The sequence below is a fragment of the Synechococcus elongatus PCC 6301 genome, assembly GCF_000010065.1.
Lineage (GTDB): Bacteria > Cyanobacteriota > Cyanobacteriia > Synechococcales > Synechococcaceae > Synechococcus > Synechococcus elongatus.
Genome location: NC_006576.1, coordinates 193,761 through 211,254, shown reverse-complemented (window position 1 = coordinate 211,254; position 17,494 = coordinate 193,761). Strand labels below are relative to the sequence as shown.

10 protein-coding genes, 1 tRNA gene, 1 pseudogene and 1 riboswitch are annotated in these 17,494 nt (G+C 53.4%); of the genes and pseudogenes, 5 read left to right on the top strand and 7 right to left on the bottom strand.

What is annotated here, in order from left to right; all coding sequences use genetic code 11:
* The first annotated feature begins 14 nt into the window (after positions 1–14).
* Positions 15–3,587, top strand: a complete 3,573-nt coding sequence (gene metH, locus SYC_RS00945; protein ID WP_011242498.1) for a methionine synthase — start codon at positions 15–17, stop codon at positions 3,585–3,587.
* Between the two features lie 154 nt (positions 3,588–3,741).
* On the opposite strand, the gene SYC_RS00940 is transcribed toward metH, so the two are convergent.
* The 5 genes from SYC_RS00940 to SYC_RS14125 form a co-directional block, all read right to left on the bottom strand.
* Positions 3,742–4,437 carry a HupE/UreJ family protein gene (locus SYC_RS00940; protein WP_011242497.1) on the bottom strand — a complete coding sequence of 232 codons (696 nt, stop codon included), beginning with the start codon at positions 4,435–4,437 and terminating at the stop codon, positions 3,742–3,744.
* Positions 4,438–4,457: 20 nt separating this feature from the next.
* Positions 4,458–4,602, bottom strand: a riboswitch (cobalamin riboswitch).
* 135 nt (positions 4,603–4,737) lie between these two features.
* Positions 4,738–6,369, bottom strand: a complete 1,632-nt coding sequence (locus SYC_RS00935) for an RluA family pseudouridine synthase (RefSeq protein ID WP_011242496.1) — start codon at positions 6,367–6,369, stop codon at positions 4,738–4,740.
* 70 nt (positions 6,370–6,439) lie between these two features.
* Positions 6,440–6,961 carry an NAD(P)H-dependent oxidoreductase gene (locus tag SYC_RS00930; protein ID WP_011242495.1) on the bottom strand — a complete coding sequence of 174 codons (522 nt, stop codon included), beginning with the start codon at positions 6,959–6,961 and terminating at the stop codon, positions 6,440–6,442.
* 199 nt (positions 6,962–7,160) lie between these two features.
* Positions 7,161–7,748, bottom strand: a complete 588-nt coding sequence (locus SYC_RS00925) for a hypothetical protein (protein ID WP_126148055.1) — start codon at positions 7,746–7,748, stop codon at positions 7,161–7,163.
* A gap of 158 nt (positions 7,749–7,906) precedes the next feature.
* Positions 7,907–8,041 carry a hypothetical protein gene (locus SYC_RS14125; protein ID WP_265574996.1) on the bottom strand — a complete coding sequence of 45 codons (135 nt, stop codon included), beginning with the start codon at positions 8,039–8,041 and terminating at the stop codon, positions 7,907–7,909.
* Here SYC_RS14125 and SYC_RS00920 point away from each other — a divergent pair.
* Positions 8,040–10,334, top strand: coding sequence for a RelA/SpoT family protein (locus tag SYC_RS00920; protein ID WP_011242493.1), 2,295 nt, complete (start codon positions 8,040–8,042; stop codon positions 10,332–10,334). The two genes, SYC_RS14125 and SYC_RS00920, sit on opposite strands and share 2 nt — an antisense overlap.
* Before the next feature lie 46 nt (positions 10,335–10,380).
* On the opposite strand, the gene SYC_RS00915 is transcribed toward SYC_RS00920, so the two are convergent.
* On the bottom strand, positions 10,381–11,616 hold the full coding sequence (locus SYC_RS00915) for a lipid-A-disaccharide synthase (RefSeq protein ID WP_231621304.1): 1,236 nt from the start codon (positions 11,614–11,616) through the stop codon (positions 10,381–10,383).
* Between the two features lie 76 nt (positions 11,617–11,692).
* Positions 11,693–11,774, bottom strand: a tRNA-Leu gene (locus tag SYC_RS00910).
* Between the two features lie 155 nt (positions 11,775–11,929).
* On the opposite strand from SYC_RS00910, the gene accC reads away from it, so the two are divergent.
* From accC to SYC_RS00895, 3 genes and pseudogenes are all read left to right on the top strand, one after another.
* Complete coding sequence (accC, locus tag SYC_RS00905) at positions 11,930–13,291, top strand: acetyl-CoA carboxylase biotin carboxylase subunit (RefSeq protein ID WP_011242491.1); 1,362 nt, start codon at positions 11,930–11,932, stop codon at positions 13,289–13,291.
* A gap of 42 nt (positions 13,292–13,333) precedes the next feature.
* Entirely contained in the window at positions 13,334–15,058 is a 1,725-nt protein-coding gene (locus SYC_RS00900) for a solute carrier family 26 protein (RefSeq protein ID WP_011242490.1), read from the top strand.
* A gap of 81 nt (positions 15,059–15,139) precedes the next feature.
* Positions 15,140–17,066: pseudogene (locus tag SYC_RS00895) on the top strand (ABC-F family ATP-binding cassette domain-containing protein).
* The last annotated feature ends 428 nt before the right edge of the window (positions 17,067–17,494 follow it).

Sequence of the window (17,494 nt, the reverse complement as noted above, 5' to 3'; positions counted from 1 at the left end):
ATTGCACTCTGACCATGCAAAGCCTCTTCCTCGACCGTCTGCATAGCCCTGAGCGGCCCGTGCTGGTTTTTGATGGCGGCATGGGAACGACGTTGCAGTTTCAGAATTTGACCGCTGAGGATTTCGGGGGCCCGGAAACCGAGGGCTGTAATGAGTGGCTGATTCGCACCAAACCAGAGGCAATCGCGACGGTACATCGCCAGTTTCTGGAAGCGGGCGCAGATGTCATCGAGACTGACACCTTTGGGGCAACTACGATTGTTCTGGCGGAATATGGACTGGAAGATCACGCCTACGCCCTGAATGTGGAAGCGGCCAAGCTCGCTAAGGCGATCGCGGCGGAATTTTCGACGCCAGAGAAACCGCGCTTTGTGGCTGGGTCGATGGGGCCAACGACCAAGCTGCCGACCTTGGGACATATCGGCTACGACGAGATGAAAGCCTCTTTTGCTGAGCAGGCGCGAGGTCTATGGGAAGGCGGCGTTGATCTCTTTATTGTTGAAACCTGTCAAGACGTGCTGCAAATTAAAGCGGCACTGAACGGGATTGCAGAAATCTTTTCGGAAAAGGGCGATCGCCGACCGTTGATGGTCTCGGTGACGATGGAAACGACCGGCACCATGCTGGTTGGCTCGGATGTAGCCGCAATGCTGGCGATTCTGGAACCCTATCCGATCGATATCTTGGGGCTAAACTGCGCCACCGGCCCCGATCGCATGGTGGAGCACATCAAATACCTGAGCGAACATTCGCCGTTCGTGATCAGCTGCATTCCCAACGCTGGCATTCCCGAGAACGTGGGCGGCCATGCGCACTATCGCCTCACACCGATGGAGCTGCGGATGGCGCTGCATCGCTTTGTCGAAGATTTAGGCGTGCAAGTGATTGGCGGTTGCTGCGGTACAAAACCAGAACACATCGCCCAATTGGCGGAAGTTGCAACGCAATTACAAGCGAAAGATCGTCCAGTTCGCCGCGATCGTGACCATCAACAACGGCAACCGTTTAACTACGTTCCTTCGGCGGCTTCGATCTACGGCACTACGCCCTACATTCAAGACAACTCTTTCCTGATCATTGGTGAGCGACTCAACGCTAGTGGTTCTAAAAAAGTACGGGAACTGTTGAACGAAGAGGATTGGGATGGACTGGTTGCGATCGCCCGCAGCCAAGTCAAGGAAGGGGCGCACGTTCTTGACGTCAACGTCGATTACGTCGGTCGCGATGGCGAGCGCGATATGGGCGAGTTGGTATCGCGGTTGGTTACCAACGTTAATTTGCCGCTGATGCTCGACTCGACCGAGTGGCAAAAAATGGAGGCTGGCCTAAAGAAGGCGGGCGGGAAATGCATTCTTAACTCTACTAACTATGAGGATGGCGATGAGCGCTTCTTTAAAGTGCTGGAACTTGCCAAACAGTATGGGGCTGGGATTGTCGTCGGCACGATTGATGAAGAAGGGATGGCGCGAACGGCTGAGAAGAAGTTTGCGATCGCCCAGCGGGCTTATCGAGATGCTCTAGAGTTTGGTATTCCGGCGCATGAAATCTTCTATGATCCGCTCGCTTTACCAATCTCGACAGGGATTGAAGAAGATCGCGGTAATGGTCGCGAGACGATCGAATCCATTCGTTTGATTCGGGAAAATTTGCCCGGTGTGCATATCTTGCTGGGCGTTTCTAACATCAGCTTTGGTCTCAATCCAGCGGCACGAATTGTCCTCAATTCAGTTTTCCTTCACGATGCCTGCGAAGCAGGAATGGATGGTGCGATCGTCAGCGCCGCGAAGATTCTGCCGCTCAGTAAGATTGATGAAAAGCCATTACAAGTCTGTCGTGATTTGATAGGCGATCGCCGGCGCTTTGAAAATGGTATTTGCGTCTACGATCCCCTGACAGAGCTGACAACCCTATTTGAAGGAGTCAGTGCCAAAGAAGCTCGGGCCAGTGGGCCTTCGCTGGCTGATTTGCCATTAGAAGAACGACTAAAACAACACATCATCGACGGCGAACGGATTGGCTTAGATCAAGCATTAGCGACGGCACTTGAGCAGTATCCACCGCTAGAAATTATCAATACCTTCTTGTTGGATGGCATGAAGGTCGTTGGTGATCTCTTTGGTAGTGGCCAAATGCAGTTACCCTTTGTGCTGCAATCGGCTGAAACCATGAAGTCTGCTGTGGCTTACCTTGAGCCCTTCATGGATAAAGAGGAAACCAATGACTCGGGCAAAGGCACGTTCCTAATTGCAACAGTCAAAGGTGATGTTCATGATATTGGTAAAAACTTAGTCGATATTATTCTGACGAACAATGGCTATAAGGTTGTCAATATTGGTATTAAGCAACCGGTAGAAAACATCATTCAAGCCTATCGAGACTGCAACGCAGACTGTATTGCCATGAGCGGGCTACTGGTGAAGTCTACTGCTTTTATGAAGGAAAACTTAGCTACCTTCAATGAGGAGGGTATTTCAGTCCCAGTCATTTTAGGAGGCGCGGCTCTAACACCCAAATTTGTCTATGAAGACTGCCAACAGACCTACAAAGGTCAAGTTATCTATGGCAAAGATGCTTTCGCTGATCTTCATTTCATGGATCAGCTCATGGCGGCTAAGTCCAAGGATCAATGGGATGACCAATTGGGCTTCTTGGATGAGCAGGGACAGCCTTTGCAGGTCGCCGCGATCGCCTCTGAAGCGGCTGAGCCAACAGAATCGAGAGAGTCTGTAGCAGAAGTTGTAATTGATTTAGAGCGATCGGAAGCCGTTGCAGTTGATATCGATCGCCCCACACCACCGTTCTGGGGATCAAAAATCCTCGGTCCTGACGAAATTCCCTTTGCCGAGGTCTTTAGCTATCTCGATCGCCAAGCCCTGTTTGTAGGTCAATGGCAATTCCGAAAGCCGAAAGAGCAAAGTCGCGAAGAATACGATGCTTTTATTGCGGAAAAAGTAGAACCGATTCTCCAGCAATGGACGACCCGAATTCTGGCAGAAGATCTGCTAGAACCGCAGGTCGTATATGGCTATTTCCCTTGCGTTGCAGTTGGAAATAGTCTGCAGTTGTTTGACCCCAACGATCGCGATCGCCCAACCGCTCGTTTCGATTTCCCCCGTCAACGGAGTTTGCGGCGACTCTGTATTGCTGATTTCTTCGCACCAGAAGAGCTTGGCATTCAGGATGTCTTCCCGATGCAAGCAGTCACGGTTGGCCATAAGGCAACAGAATTTGCAGCCCAACTGTTTGCAGGCGATCAATATAGCGACTATCTCTATTTCCATGGTTTGGCAGTGCAGCTTGCCGAAGCGTTGGCCGAGTGGACTCACGCTCGCATCCGGCGCGAATTGGGCTATGGTTCACTAGAACCCGAAAGTTTGCGCGACATCTTGGCGCAACGTTATCAAGGCAGTCGCTATAGCTTTGGTTATCCTGCTTGCCCCAATGTTGCTGATTCGCGGATTCAGTTGGAGCTTCTAGAAGCCGATCGCATTGGCATGAGTATGGATGAGAGTGAACAACTCTATCCAGAACAATCAACCACTGCAATCGTTGCCTACCATCCGGCTGCGAAATACTTTAGTGCTTGAGTTGGCTAGGGTCAGTCACAATTAAGGCTAGGAGCAATCTAGCTCGGACTATTTTGAGTCTCGAGGGATTGCACGATCGCAGACTCTAGGCATTGAAAAAGGGGAGATTTCTCTCCCCTGACTTTAGGGATCCATTGTGATCAATCGCATGCCCCTAAGCGACTGCTGGCAAGACCAGATTGATTAGCTCAGAAGTTAGGAAGGCAAGACCAATTCCAACCAGCACTAGACCACTTGTTTTCAAAGGTGCAGTCAGGCTTTCGGTTGCAGATTGTTGCCGAATCAAGGTACATCCCACTGCCCAAGCCGAAATAGCAATCACGAGTTGCGTCAGGGTAAAGCCAACTAGATAGGCAAACAGGGGCGGCATGCCAGCGCCAATAATCGCTTCACCGTAGGCATAGCCATGGAAAAGCCCCGCGATTGCGGCTAGCCCTGCAATCGCGGCAACTGGCAACGCTTTTTTGCGAGCCAGCAAGCAACCAAAAATCAGAATTGAGCCAGAGATCAGCAGCTCAGCCCCAGGCAAATTGAGATTAGCGAGGTGCAATCCTGTCCCAATTAGAGCAGCGATCACAAAGGCAAAAATACTGAGAAAACCTTGACGAGTTACAGATGCCAGCAAACCAACAGCAATCACAAATGCGAAGTGATCAACGCCGATGATAGGGTGGGCTAATCCCGATAGTAATCCTTCAAAAATACTGGTGGGTGTTTGTCCGCCCATAGCATGATGAGCAAAAGCAGGTGATGCTATCGAGAGAAGCAGTAAAACTGGTGCACTGAAAAGACTAACTTTCTGGAGTTTTCGTTGTAGTGAAGAGAGCGATCGCCCTGATTTAACTTGCATTTGCCTGTACCTCGCAGACAGTGTTTTGACGGGATAACGGTGGGCGTCCTGACTCAGAGACCAATAGTCTCATTACAGTTGCGGGACAGCGGCAGACTTACACTGCACTTTCCCCATTGCTTCTAGCAGCTGATCCCCGCTAGAACCGTTAGCCTAGTGATTATATACTGACAGACGTTCAGTTTTGGTTAGAAATAACGATAAGTTTTGTACTGAAGCCAATCTCAGAATCATTAATGCAATCAGAAATAATCAGATTTTTTAGACTTTGTTTTAGTCATTAATTGCCCTGATTTTCTATCAAAAAGGGGTGTCTGTGGTCAGCTGAATCCAGTCGAGCTGGCTGGGGTGCCGAAAGCGAATTGATCGCGCATGTAAATAGAGGCGATCGCTGCTTTGTCCGTAGAGATCATCGCCGAGAATGGGTTGCCCTAATCCCTCAGGATGCGCCATGTGAACTCGCAATTGATGCGTGCGGCCAGTAATAGGCTCCAGCTCCATGCGACAGCGATCGCCTGTTTGGTCGATGCAGCGATAGTAAGTCAGCGCTGGACGGCCGCGATCTCGATCGACGAGTTGATAGGGTCGCCGCGTCCAGTCGGGCCGCAAAGGTAAATCGATCGTCCCTGCAGTGCAATCGGGCTGACCCTCCAACAGTGCCTCGTAGACTTTATGAACTTGCCGGCGGCGAAATTGTTCAAACAAAGCCACTTGTGTGGGGCGATTGCGAGCCACTAAGAGAATGCCCGATGTTGCTTGATCAAGACGGTGAACCACGCAGTAGGTCGGCAGATCTGGAAACTGCTGGCGTAACAGCTGAATGGCACTGGCCTGCTGCAAACCCCTCGTACCGGGCACCGACAGCAGTCCGGCTGGTTTGATGATCGCTAACAGATCCGCATCTTCATAAAGAATTGGCAGTTCCAGCGGCTCATCTGAACTGGGTGGCAATCCAGCTAGAAGGTGGCCCAAAATTGGCTGGCAGCGATCGCGGCAAGGCCCGTAAAATTGCCCCGCTTGGCGATCGCTGAGCGGGGGGCCCCACCAAAATTCCGCGATCGAAAGGGGGGTCAGGCCCGCTACCCCCGCCCAATGCAAGAGCTTCGGCAGGCAACAATCACCGGTGCCCGTGGGCAGACGGCCTAAACTGGCGATTGCCTGTTCCACACCATCAAAACTGCGCAAAGTGGCGCTTTGATGCATGGCCGTTTGCAAGGCTTGAGAAATGGCGCGCCGACGGCGACGCAGTCGCAACCACTCAGCCTCCAGTTCAGCCACCTGAGCTTGCAAGGCTGCTAATTCCTGTCGACGAGCCTGTTTGAGGCGCGATCGCGCAAATCCATCGTCAGCCCCCGCTTGTTCGATTTCCCAGAGACGGTGCGCTAGTGCTTCGCCCGTAAGTTGGGCGATCGCCTGCTCGCGATCCTGTTGCCGTTGCAACCGGCGTTGCTGCTGTTCCGCTTTGAGCTGGTCTAGGCGATTTTGCCAGACCTGTTCCGCTGTTTTGAGTTCCGCACGGATAGGGTGCTGCTGATTGTCTTGCAGTGCAGTCCGAATCTCCTGCAGTTCCAGCAACGTCAATTCTTCCTGCAGCCGCGTTCGTTCCCGCCCCGGAATTGGCGGCACCCAGCCCGGCCATTCGGCTTTACCCTGTAGCGATCCCGAGAAAGCTTGCAGGACAAAACGATCGCCCTGATCGTTGGCAGCGATCAGCAGGCCAAACATCTTGCCTTCCAACAGCGGCAGCCCTTGGATCTCCAGCCGTTGCATCAGCTGCACTGCTAACTGTTCCGCTAGGACCGTACGGGGTAACCGTAGCCAGCGTTGGGTGCGCGGGCAAGCAGCCTCGTACCAGTAGCGAGCAGGCCCTAAATCAGCGGAGGCAGTCGTCTCCAGCCAATGAGCTAAGGGAGTCATGGCAATCGCAGTCATGCTCTTAGCTTACGGCGGCTCCAGCCCACGCTTCTGGACTGCTGTTGCAAGCTGTGAACCAGTCACCCCACTACCCGAGGGGATGGTAGGGAATATTTTGGAGCCGCAGAATCAAATCTTCGATACTGCTGTCCTGAGCCGGTTTCCCAGAGTTGCTGACCAGCTGACGACCGACCACATGGGCGCCGAGGTGAGCCAGCTGCAGCCGGAGGGCAGTGAGGACGGTATGGCCACCCCCGCCAGAGTAGGTCGCCATCGCGATTGGCCGTCCATTAAACAGGCGACGAAAGTCATTGCCCTGCACCGACAGCCACGCGATCGCACTGGTGAGAACCGGCGGGATCGAGCCGTTGTACTCGGGTACGCAGAGCACCCAACGGGGAGCCGCATCCAGCTGTTGGCTCAGGCTGGATAAATTACTGGGGAACCCTTGGTTAGCCTGCTGCCGAGGGGTGTAAAGCGGTAAATCAACGGCCGTTAGGTCTAAAACAGTGCTTGTTAATCCTTGGGCCGAACCTGTTTCTGCAAAACGGTTTGCCAGCTTGAGATTCTCGCCATTGCTGGCACTAATCACGAGCAGATCGGTAGTCATTACAAAATCCTTGGAAAAGTCGAATGACAGGGCTGGATGGCGGCATAACTGGCGCTAGACATCGGGGCTAATCGACAGTGTCAAACCAAAACGGTTAGCCAGCCCTGAACAGCGATCGCTTCCAGCCAGACAGGGCAGCCGTTTCCACTTCTAGGCAGGTCAACGTCCAGACTGCCGTTGATTCGAGCTTAACGTTCCCTTACCAAGCACTGGTCAGCAAGACTTCCAGCACTTGATTGGGTTGAAGACTCGTCGCCGGCAAGCCACTCCCAAAGGCTGATGCAGCTCCGACAGCAGCCCCCCCGACTAACCCCACGGGTCCTCCAACCACTAGTCCTGCCGCTGCGCCTACACCTGCATTGTTGGCAACACGACCGCCATCAGCCGTAGGCGGGCCGGTGATGACCTCTGAAATGGCATAGATCGGTACTGAGACTCCATTGAGGACAAGCGCTTGTGCAACAAACCGACTGCCCTGCTGATTAGTTTCAAAGCGGCCGAGCACTGGCGTCCCGATCGGTAGGATGACCTGGCCCCTGCTATCCGTGACATTTTGGTCAACAGTCATGACCTCTTGAATTGGTAGAGCGCTTTGCAAGCTCAGACCAGGACCTGTGTAGCGGAGCCGCACCACAAACCGATCGCTCAAGGGTTTCAAGGGGGTTGTGCTGAGTGACGAGCCACCGCCAGCCGGCACGGTCGGCAGTGGAATACTGGACTGGGCCCAAGCGGTCGAAGCTGACAGTGCGGCTAACACGCCAGCGATCGCGACTGCAGATTTGCGCATCATTTCCATCCATCGCCTTTCGCACAGCTAGCTTGCCATTTTCCCACCAGGAATCAAGACCTAGGTTTGCCGTTTGCACCAAGAATGACTGGATTCAGACCCAGAATCTTGCGATTCAGTCCACTAGCATTCCTGTCACCCCCCTGACTCACAGGAAATTAACGGTTAAGATCGGTGCACAACTGCCGAGCTTCCCAATGAACTGCTGCAGTTGCACCAGCCAAAAGGGGAGCGATCGCACGTTCGATGCCGTCAGCCGGTTTGCCGGCAGTCCCTTTCTCCGCTGATGCCATGAACGTCGCTGCCCCAGCCGCCAATTTCCCTTCAACCTTTGCTGTTGAGTTACCGGCTTGGCTTGAGCAAAGTCTCAGCCACGAGGAACAGCAGAGTGAGGAGTCGCCTGACGGCAGTGATCACTGTCTAATTGCCCGCGCTTTTCGCTTCGCCTATTCCCTACATGAAGGGCAATACCGCGCCTCGGGCGAGCCCTACATTGCCCATCCTGTAGCTGTTGCTGGGCTGCTCCGCGATCTGGGTGGCAGTGCTGCAGTGATCTGTGCGGGTTTTCTCCACGATGTTGTCGAAGACACTGAAGTCACACCCGAGGAGATTGAAGAGCGCTTTGGTGCGGAAGTTCGTCAGCTCGTTGAAGGCGTGACCAAGCTTTCGAAGTTCAACTTCTCGAGCAAAACTGAACAGCAGGCTGAGAATTTTCGGCGCATGTTTTTGGCCATGGCCCAGGACATCCGCGTCATTTTAGTCAAATTGGCCGATCGCCTCCACAACATGCGGACGTTGGAGCATCTTGCCTCCACAAAGCAGAAGCGGATCGCTAAAGAAACGATGGATATCTTTGCGCCGCTGGCCAATCGATTGGGCATTGGTCGTGTTAAGTGGGAGCTGGAAGATCTCTCATTCAAATATTTGGATGCAGAGCAATATCGCTCAATCCAAGGCCACGTCGCTGAAAAACGAGCCGATCGTGAGGCGCGGCTAGAGCAATCGGTACAGATTCTGCGCGATCGCTTATCACAAATTGGAATTGAGCCCGTTGATGTCAGCGGTCGTCCCAAGCACCTCTACAGCATCTATCGCAAGATGCAGATGCAGCAGAAGGAGTTCCACGAAATTTTTGATGTAGCAGCGCTGCGGATTATCGTCAATAGCAATGATGAATGCTATCGAGCACTTGCTGTTGTTCACGATGCCTTTCGACCGATTCCAGGTCGCTTTAAAGACTATATCGGTCTGCCTAAGCCCAATCGCTATCAATCCCTTCACACGACGGTGATTGGCCTTTCAGGTCGTCCCCTAGAAATTCAAATTCGGACGCTGGAAATGCACCGAATTGCTGAATACGGGATCGCTGCCCACTGGAAATACAAGGAAAGCGGCGGCTCAGCTGGGAAATTTTCGACCGAAGACGAGAAGTTTACTTGGCTGCGTCAGTTGCTGGAATGGCAACACGATCTCAAAGATGCCAAGGAGTATCTGGAGAATATTAAAGACAACCTGTTTGATGAGGATGTTTACGTCTTCACTCCCGGCGGCGATGTGATTGCCTTAGCCCAGCGATCGACACCGGTTGACTTTGCCTATCGCATTCACACCGAAGTGGGGAACCGTTGTGCAGGTGCAAAGGTTAATGGCCGGATAGTACCGCTGGAGACTCGCCTCAATAACGGCGATATCGTCGAGATTCTGACCCAAAAAAATGCTCGTCCTAGTTTGGACTGGCTCAATTTTGTTGTTACTTCAGCGGCCAAAAACCGGATTCGTCAGTGGTATAAACGTAGCCATCGCGATGAAAACATTGCACGCGGCCGCGAAATGCTGGAGAAAGAGCTGGGCAAGCCCGGCTTTGAAGCGCTGCTGAAATCGGAGCCGATGCAAAAGGTTGCGGAGCGCTGCAACTACCCCAGTCCCGATGACCTGCTGGCGGCGATCGGCTACGGCGAAATGACCATTACTTTGGTGGTCAATCGCATCCGTGATGCTGTGCGATCGCAGCAACCGGCACTGCTGGAAGGCACAGACACAGCGCTCTCGGATGCGGATCTAGCTGCGACGCTCAGCCAAGCCACCCAGCGCCACGATGCCCAGCGCCCGGTTAGCCGATCGCCGATTATTGGTGTTGAAGGGCTGGTGTATCGGTTGGCGGGCTGTTGTAATCCTCTGCCTGGCGAATCAATTCTGGCAGTAGTTTCGCGGGGTAACCATGGCATTGCAGTCCATCGCCAGAGCTGCCCAAACGTGGAAGGGATTGCGGGCGATCGCTTAATTCCGGTGTGCTGGAATCCGGACGAAGTCAAAGCACCTCGGCCACAGACCTATCCGGTCAATGTTCAGATCACCGTGCTCGATCGCGTTGGCGTTTTACGCGATATCCTGACCCGCCTCAGCGATAACAACATCAACGTCCGCAATGCGCAAGTGAAAACGACCCCAGGCAAGCCAGCGATTATCGATCTCTGTATCGATCTTGCTAGTGCAGATCAGCTGGGACGGACGTTTTCTCAAATCCGCCAGATGAGCGATGTGCTGCATATCCGGCGGCTGTCAAGCGGCAGCGATGATGAGCTGTGATCACTCAGCTATCCAACTGATGCTGATAAATACCGCCTACAGGCACTTATTGCGCTGCAGGAGTTAGCAATTGAGCCGCGATCGCCGCTAGTTTTTGGGCCGCACCGGCCTCACCGCGAACCGCTCTGAGTTCCGCTTGCATGGCCGACAGTTTCTCTGGGTTCTGGAGATAGTCGAGAGCGATCGCGGCAATATCCTCGGGATAGTATTCGCCGATCAACTCGGGCACGATCGCCCGCTTCGCCCAAATATTCGGCCAAGCCAGCAGACCCACTTTGCGCAGCGCCAAGGTATTAATCAGGCTAGCGATCGCATTGCCCAACAGTGGCACCTTGACCAGCAAGCCCGGCAAGCCGTCCCAGGCTTTCATCGCATCCCGTTTTTGGGTTGGCAGCAGCACCAACATCGGCACCGCCAGCGCGCCTAATTCTGCTGTATTCGCGCCGATCGTGGTCAGGCAGATCTGGCACTGGGCCAACTCGACATAGGCTGGAAATTCCGTGATCAACCTTACGGTTAGCCCTTTTTCGGTCGTCAGCACCCAACCTGTGGGTTGCTCTTCTAAACGGGCGGAACTACCCCGAAACATTGCAATGACGGGATTTTGATCCGCATCCGCATAGCGAGCGATCTGCTGCGGTTGCACGGTCGGTGCGAGTGGCAGAATAAACTCCATCTCTGGTTGCTGAGCCGCGATCGCTTCAGCCGCCGCCAGCATGAAGGGCAAGCCGATCTGCAATTTAGCTGCTTTGGATCCGGGCAGAAGACCCACCCGCGATCGTGTGGATTCAGATCCAGCCTGCGCTGAGACCTCCGCCATTAAATCGCCAACCAACTGAAACTTGTGACGGTCTTTCTGCGGTGCTTTCTCAATCACCTGGGGCGTCATTACCGCAAAGGCATCAGCCCAGCCAGTCCAGCGGGCTTCCCATTCCGCGTAGATCAAGCAGCGGTAGCCCAAGCGTCGGGCAATCCAGAGGGCAAAAAACTGATCGCCGCCAAGGAAGATCACCAAGCCCTGCGATCGCCAGTCCCAGTTATCCGCAGTTTTGCCCCAGAGGAGGAATGGCCAGAAATGCTCAACGGCTTGGATGCGATCGAGCTCAGGATAGCGAGCTGCCGCCGCCGCTTCCTGACCGGTGCCATTACTGCAGGGTGCAAGGACTAGGGAGAGACGCAGGCGATCGCGATTGTCACCCAACTGTTGTCGTAGAGCCTTAACCACAGGGCGTACCCAAGTGGCAACTTCCCCTGGGCCGTTGGACAGAATCAAAATATCCATACGCATCCTCTTGGCCCCACCATCAAACCAAAAAAGCAGGCTAGCGTTTTGCTCTCCTGCTTTTCGGCTTTATGAATGCGGATGGCGAGACTTGAACTCGCATGGCGTAAGCCACACGCCCCTCAAACGTGCGTGTCTACCAATTCCACCACATCCGCGTGGTTGCACTTGTTCAAAAGCGCTTAAGTACTATAACGAGCGATCGGCGGACTCGGCAAGAGGGTCACTGAGGCTGCATGATAGGATTCGGTTGCTCAAAACGGTTTAGCCGCCGTTCTGCTGCCGCTAGTAATTCCTGGCTGCCGCTGCTCCTATGCGTTTCAACAAGATCCTGATCGCCAATCGCGGCGAAATCGCCCTGCGCATTCTCCGCACTTGTGAAGAACTCGGGATCGGCACGATCGCCGTTCACTCCACTGTGGATCGCAACGCGCTCCATGTGCAGTTAGCGGACGAAGCGGTCTGTATTGGCGAAGCGGCCAGCAGCAAAAGCTATCTCAATATCCCCAACATCATTGCGGCGGCCCTGACCCGTAATGCCAGCGCCATTCACCCCGGCTATGGCTTCTTGGCGGAGAATGCCCGCTTTGCAGAAATCTGCGCCGATCACCATCTCACCTTTATTGGCCCCAGCCCCGATTCGATTCGAGCCATGGGCGATAAATCCACCGCTAAGGAAACAATGCAGCGGGTCGGCGTTCCGACGATTCCGGGCAGTGACGGTCTGCTGACGGATGTTGATTCGGCTGCCAAAGTTGCTGCCGAGATCGGCTATCCCGTCATGATCAAAGCGACGGCGGGGGGCGGTGGTCGCGGTATGCGGCTGGTGCGTGAGCCTGCAGATCTGGAAAAACTGTTCCTTGCTGCCCAAGGAGAAGCCGAGGCAGCTTTTGGGAATCCAGGACTGTATCTCGAAAAATTTATCGATCGCCCACGCCACGTTGAATTTCAGATCTTGGCCGATGCCTACGGCAATGTAGTGCATCTAGGCGAGCGCGATTGCTCCATTCAACGTCGTCACCAAAAGCTGCTCGAAGAAGCCCCCAGTCCGGCGCTATCGGCAGACCTGCGGCAGAAAATGGGCGATGCCGCCGTCAAAGTCGCTCAAGCGATCGGCTACATCGGTGCCGGCACCGTGGAGTTTCTGGTCGATGCGACCGGCAACTTCTACTTCATGGAGATGAATACCCGCATCCAAGTCGAGCATCCAGTCACAGAAATGATTACGGGACTGGACTTGATTGCGGAGCAGATTCGGATTGCCCAAGGCGAAGCGCTGCGCTTCCGGCAAGCCGATATTCAACTGCGCGGCCATGCGATCGAATGCCGTATCAATGCGGAAGATCCGGAATACAATTTCCGGCCGAATCCTGGCCGCATTACAGGCTATTTACCGCCCGGCGGCCCCGGCGTTCGTGTCGATTCCCATGTTTATACCGACTACGAAATTCCGCCCTATTACGATTCGCTGATTGGCAAATTGATTGTCTGGGGTGCAACACGGGAAGAGGCGATCGCGCGGATGCAGCGTGCTCTGCGGGAATGCGCCATCACCGGCTTGCCGACGACCCTTAGTTTCCATCAGCTGATGTTGCAGATGCCTGAGTTCCTGCGCGGGGAACTCTATACCAACTTTGTTGAGCAGGTGATGCTACCTCGGATCCTCAAGTCCTAGTGCTGCGATCGCCCACTGCTCACTGAAACCTAAGAAGAGGGGATGCTGTTGGGACAATCTCAACTGCGCTGGCTGCCGGGGCTGCGATCGCTACTGCACTACCGTCGGGCTTGGTTACGGGGAGATGTGCTGGCTGGAGTTACGGTTGCCGCTTATCTCATTCCCCAGTGCATGGCCTACGGTCAGCTAGCAGGATTACCGGCGATCGTTGGATTGTGGGCGATTTTGATCCCGTTGTTTCTTTACACCTTTTTCGGCTCCTCACCACAGCTGTCGGTCGGCCCCGAATCCTCCACAGCGATCATGACGGCGGTGGCGATCGCACCGGTCGCTGCGCAAACTGATCTCAGCTATTCTCTGTTGGCCGCAGTGATGGCGTTGCTAGTTGGCATTGTCTTTCTGGTTGCCTACAGCCTCCGATTGGGGTTTCTGGCCGACTTACTCTCCAAACCAATTCTGATTGGCTACATGGCAGGGATTGGTCTGGTCATGATTTCAGGGCAGCTGGGAAAAACCAGTGGCATTCCAATTACGGCGACAAAGCCACTTGAGGAGTTTCAACAGTTTTTTGCTGGGCTCGGACAATGCCATTGGCCCACAGTTGGGGTCTCCATTCTTGTCCTGTTGTTTCTGTTTGGAGTTCAGAAAAAGTTTCGGACAGCTCCAGGTCCACTTTTAGCTGTGTTGCTCGCGACGTTGTTTGTCGCCCTCTTTCAGCTCGATCAACAGGGGGTGCAAGTCATCGGAACAATTCCAGCCGGCCTGCCCCGGTGGCAATGGCCAACGCTGCCTTGGCAACAATGGCCCACCTTGACAGCATCTGCGATCGGAGTAGCGCTAGTGGGCTACTCGGACAATATTCTGACGGCGCGAGCTTTTGCAGTCCGTCATCGCTACGAGATCGATGCCAATCAAGAATTATTAGCGCTGGGTATCGCCAACGTCGGCAACAGTTTTTTTCAGTGTTTCCCAATTAGTGGCAGCACGAGCCGCACAGTGATTGGCGATGCGCTCGGCAGTCGTACCCAACTGTTCTCTCTGGTCAGCTTGGGCACGGTCTTGCTAGTGCTCTGGTTCTTTCGACCAGTACTGGCGATGTTTCCCCAAGCAGCTCTGGGAGCGATCGTGATCTATGCCGCCACCAAACTGATTGACCTGCGCGAGTTCTATCGTCTGCGCCGCTATCGTCCTAGCGAGTTTTGGCTAGCACTGATTACTGCTGCGGGTGTGCTGGGCACTAATATGCTGATTGGTGTTGGTGTGGCTGTTAGTCTCTCGGTAATTGATTTGTTTGCCCGAGTTGCGCGTCCCCATGCTGCGATTTTGGGTGAAATTCCAGGCATGGCTGGTTTGCATGACATTGAAGATTGGCCCCAAGCGCAAACCTTTCCGGGTTTGGTGATTTTTCGTTATGACGCTCAGCTTTGCTTTGCCAATGCAGAGGACTTTAAGCGGCGGGTGCTGCTGGCAATCGCAACGGCACCACAACCTGTCCAATGGCTGCTGCTGAATGCAGAGGCAATTATTAATTTGGATGTTACGGCAGCGGAAAAACTGCTAGAGCTGTTGCGGGAACTCCAGCAACGCGGTGTCACCCTGACGATCGCTCGTGCCAAGCAGGAACTAATTGCTGAACTCGATCGCGTGGGGTTAGTCGAGCAGATTGGGGGCGAGCACTTTTATCCGACGTTGCCGACTGCGATCGCGGCTTTCCAACAGTTTCGCCAAAGCCAGATCGCGGATGAGCCGCCTCTAACCGCCAGCTAAGACGGTCTTCCAGAGCCGAACTGCGACGTAGACAGCCTCGAGCTGCGAGACTGAAAAGAGCAATCCGGTCCGGGAGTTCCTATGGCGCTGATGACGCTGCGCAACGTCAGCAAAGACTACGGTCTCAAAGTCTTGCTACAGTCAGCGAGCTTCAGTGTGGGCGATCGCGATCGGATCGGCTTGATTGGCCGGAATGGTTCTGGCAAATCGACGCTCTTGCGCATTTTGGCAGGTTTAGAAACAGCTGATAGCGGCGATATTCAGCGGCAGTCAGGCCTTCGCTCCGTTTACGTGCCTCAAGATCCTCAACTCGACCCTGAGCGCACTGTGCTGGAACAAGTCTTTGCTGATGCGGGTGAGCAACTGCAGCTTGTGCGTGACTACGAAGCCATTTCTGAGCAGTTAGCGACGGCTGAGGGGGAAGCAGCAGAAGCTTTGATGGCGCGGCTGACCAGCCTCAGTCAGCAATTGGATGCTCAGGATGCTTGGGGACTGGAAACTCAAGCCAAAATTGTCCTCAGTCGCCTCGGCATTCACAACTTTCAGCAACGAGTTGGCGATCTCTCGGGGGGCTATCGTAAGCGTTTGGGACTTGCTTCCGCTCTGCTTGCGGATCCAGAGTTGCTGTTGCTGGATGAACCGACTAACCACCTCGATGCAGATTCGGTGGAGTGGCTGCAGTCTTTTCTGAGCAAGTTTCGGGGTGCCCTTGTTCTGATTACCCACGATCGCTACTTCCTCGATCGCGTCACCAATCGCATCTTGGATCTCGATCGGGGCGAGCTGTCGGCCTATGACGGAAATTACGCATACTACTTGCAGAAGAAAGCTGAGCAAGAAGCCTCTGCAGCGAGTAGTGCCCACAAGTTCCAAGGGGTTTTACGACGAGAGTTAGCTTGGTTGCAGCGCGGACCCAAGGCACGGAGTACGAAGCAAAAGGCTCGGATTCAACGCATTGAAGAAATGCGATCGCAGGAGGTTCGTGGGGCTGCGGGTCGAGTTGAAATTGCAGCTGCAAGCCAACGGCTTGGCAAGACGGTTGTGAGATTGGAAAATGTCAGTAAAAGCTTTGGCGATCGCCAACTGATTCAGGACTTTTCCTACGAAGTTAGCCCTGAAGAGCGATTAGGAATTATTGGCCCAAATGGGGTGGGTAAGTCGACCTTACTCAACTTAATGACTGGGCAACTCTCTCCTGATCAAGGTAAGGTTGTTCAGGGGAGTACTGTCTGTTTTGGCTATGTTGATCAGCAAGCAGAGGGACTAGAGTTAGCTGCCCAAAAACAACAGCGCCCCATTGACTATCTGCGGGAAGAAGGAGAGTATCTCCCACTTGGGAATGGTGAAAAGCTCAGTGCCAGTCAGCTTTTAGAACGTTTTCTATTTCCACCAGCACAACAATACGCTCCGATCGCTTCCCTATCAGGAGGAGAGCGGCGGCGGCTCTATTTGTTACGGATCCTAATGACAGCGCCAAATGTGCTGATTTTGGATGAACCCACGAATGATCTCGATATCCAAACTCTAGCTGTCTTAGAAGATTATCTTGAGGATTTTCCGGGGGACAGTCATTATTATTTCCCACGATCGCTACTTCCTCGATCGCACAGTTGATTCAATCTTGGCTTTTGAACCAACAGGTGAACTACGCCACTACCCTGGCAATTATGCGGTCTATCTTGAGTATCAACAGAAACAGGCGGCAGTGATAGAAGCTGAGCCGACAAAGGCTCCTAAATCGAATGGTGAGCGATCGGCGAGTCAAACGTCGCGATCGCAGCAGCGCCGACTTTCCTTCAAAGAGAAAAGAGAACTAGAGCAACTAGAACTGCAAATTCCTGTTTGGGAAGCAGAAAAAGCAGAAATAGAAGCCAAGCTCTACCAAGACAACTCAGGGAGTTTTAGCCAACTTCAGACACTTTCGGAGCAACTTGCTGAGCTAGAGACACGGATTGAAGTGGGTACCGAACGCTGGCTAGAACTTTCCGAGGTTGCCAGTTCTGCTTAAGCTCATCGGAGTTGGAAATTTGTTGACCCCATTAAACTCAATATTTGAGTCTCCTATTTCTGAAAGTAGGGAATCATTGAGTGCTGTGTAAGCCTATCCGATCACTAACGCAAGAGCATAAGCATCCACCTTACTACGACATCCTAAAGACTTAATTAAATATTCCTGTATAGTGAGCCCTTAGTTGAGGTTGCTAATTGAGGTATCTGTCACCCGAAAAGGATTCATTACAGGCATAAGCTTTACTCTAGAGATATGCATACTAGGGGCGCGAGTTTAATCCTCAGCGCTGGGTACACAATTTATTGATAATTTTCACTAGAATCTTGCGTTGTCTGCAGGCTAAGGACAAAATCATAAAATTCCAATGAGCCCCATGGGAAAAATTGGTCGTTTGCTGTTCATTGCTCAAGAGTTAATCAAGAAAC

Bases quoted from the DNA above. Each gene is read 5' to 3' on its own strand.
- metH (WP_011242498.1), top strand. From the start codon at position 15: ATGCAAAGCCTCTTCCTCGACCGTCTGCATAGCCCTGAGCGGCCCGTG.
- SYC_RS00940 (WP_011242497.1), bottom strand. From the start codon at position 4,437: ATGCAAGTTAAATCAGGGCGATCGCTCTCTTCACTACAACGAAAACTC.
- SYC_RS00935 (WP_011242496.1), bottom strand. From the start codon at position 6,369: ATGACTGCGATTGCCATGACTCCCTTAGCTCATTGGCTGGAGACGACT.
- SYC_RS00930 (WP_011242495.1), bottom strand. From the start codon at position 6,961: ATGACTACCGATCTGCTCGTGATTAGTGCCAGCAATGGCGAGAATCTC.
- SYC_RS00925 (WP_126148055.1), bottom strand. From the start codon at position 7,748: ATGCGCAAATCTGCAGTCGCGATCGCTGGCGTGTTAGCCGCACTGTCA.
- SYC_RS00920 (WP_011242493.1), top strand. From the start codon at position 8,040: ATGAACGTCGCTGCCCCAGCCGCCAATTTCCCTTCAACCTTTGCTGTT.
- SYC_RS14125 (WP_265574996.1), bottom strand. From the start codon at position 8,041: ATGGCATCAGCGGAGAAAGGGACTGCCGGCAAACCGGCTGACGGCATC.
- SYC_RS00915 (WP_231621304.1), bottom strand. From the start codon at position 11,616: ATGGATATTTTGATTCTGTCCAACGGCCCAGGGGAAGTTGCCACTTGG.
- accC (WP_011242491.1), top strand. From the start codon at position 11,930: ATGCGTTTCAACAAGATCCTGATCGCCAATCGCGGCGAAATCGCCCTG.
- SYC_RS00900 (WP_011242490.1), top strand. From the start codon at position 13,334: ATGCTGTTGGGACAATCTCAACTGCGCTGGCTGCCGGGGCTGCGATCG.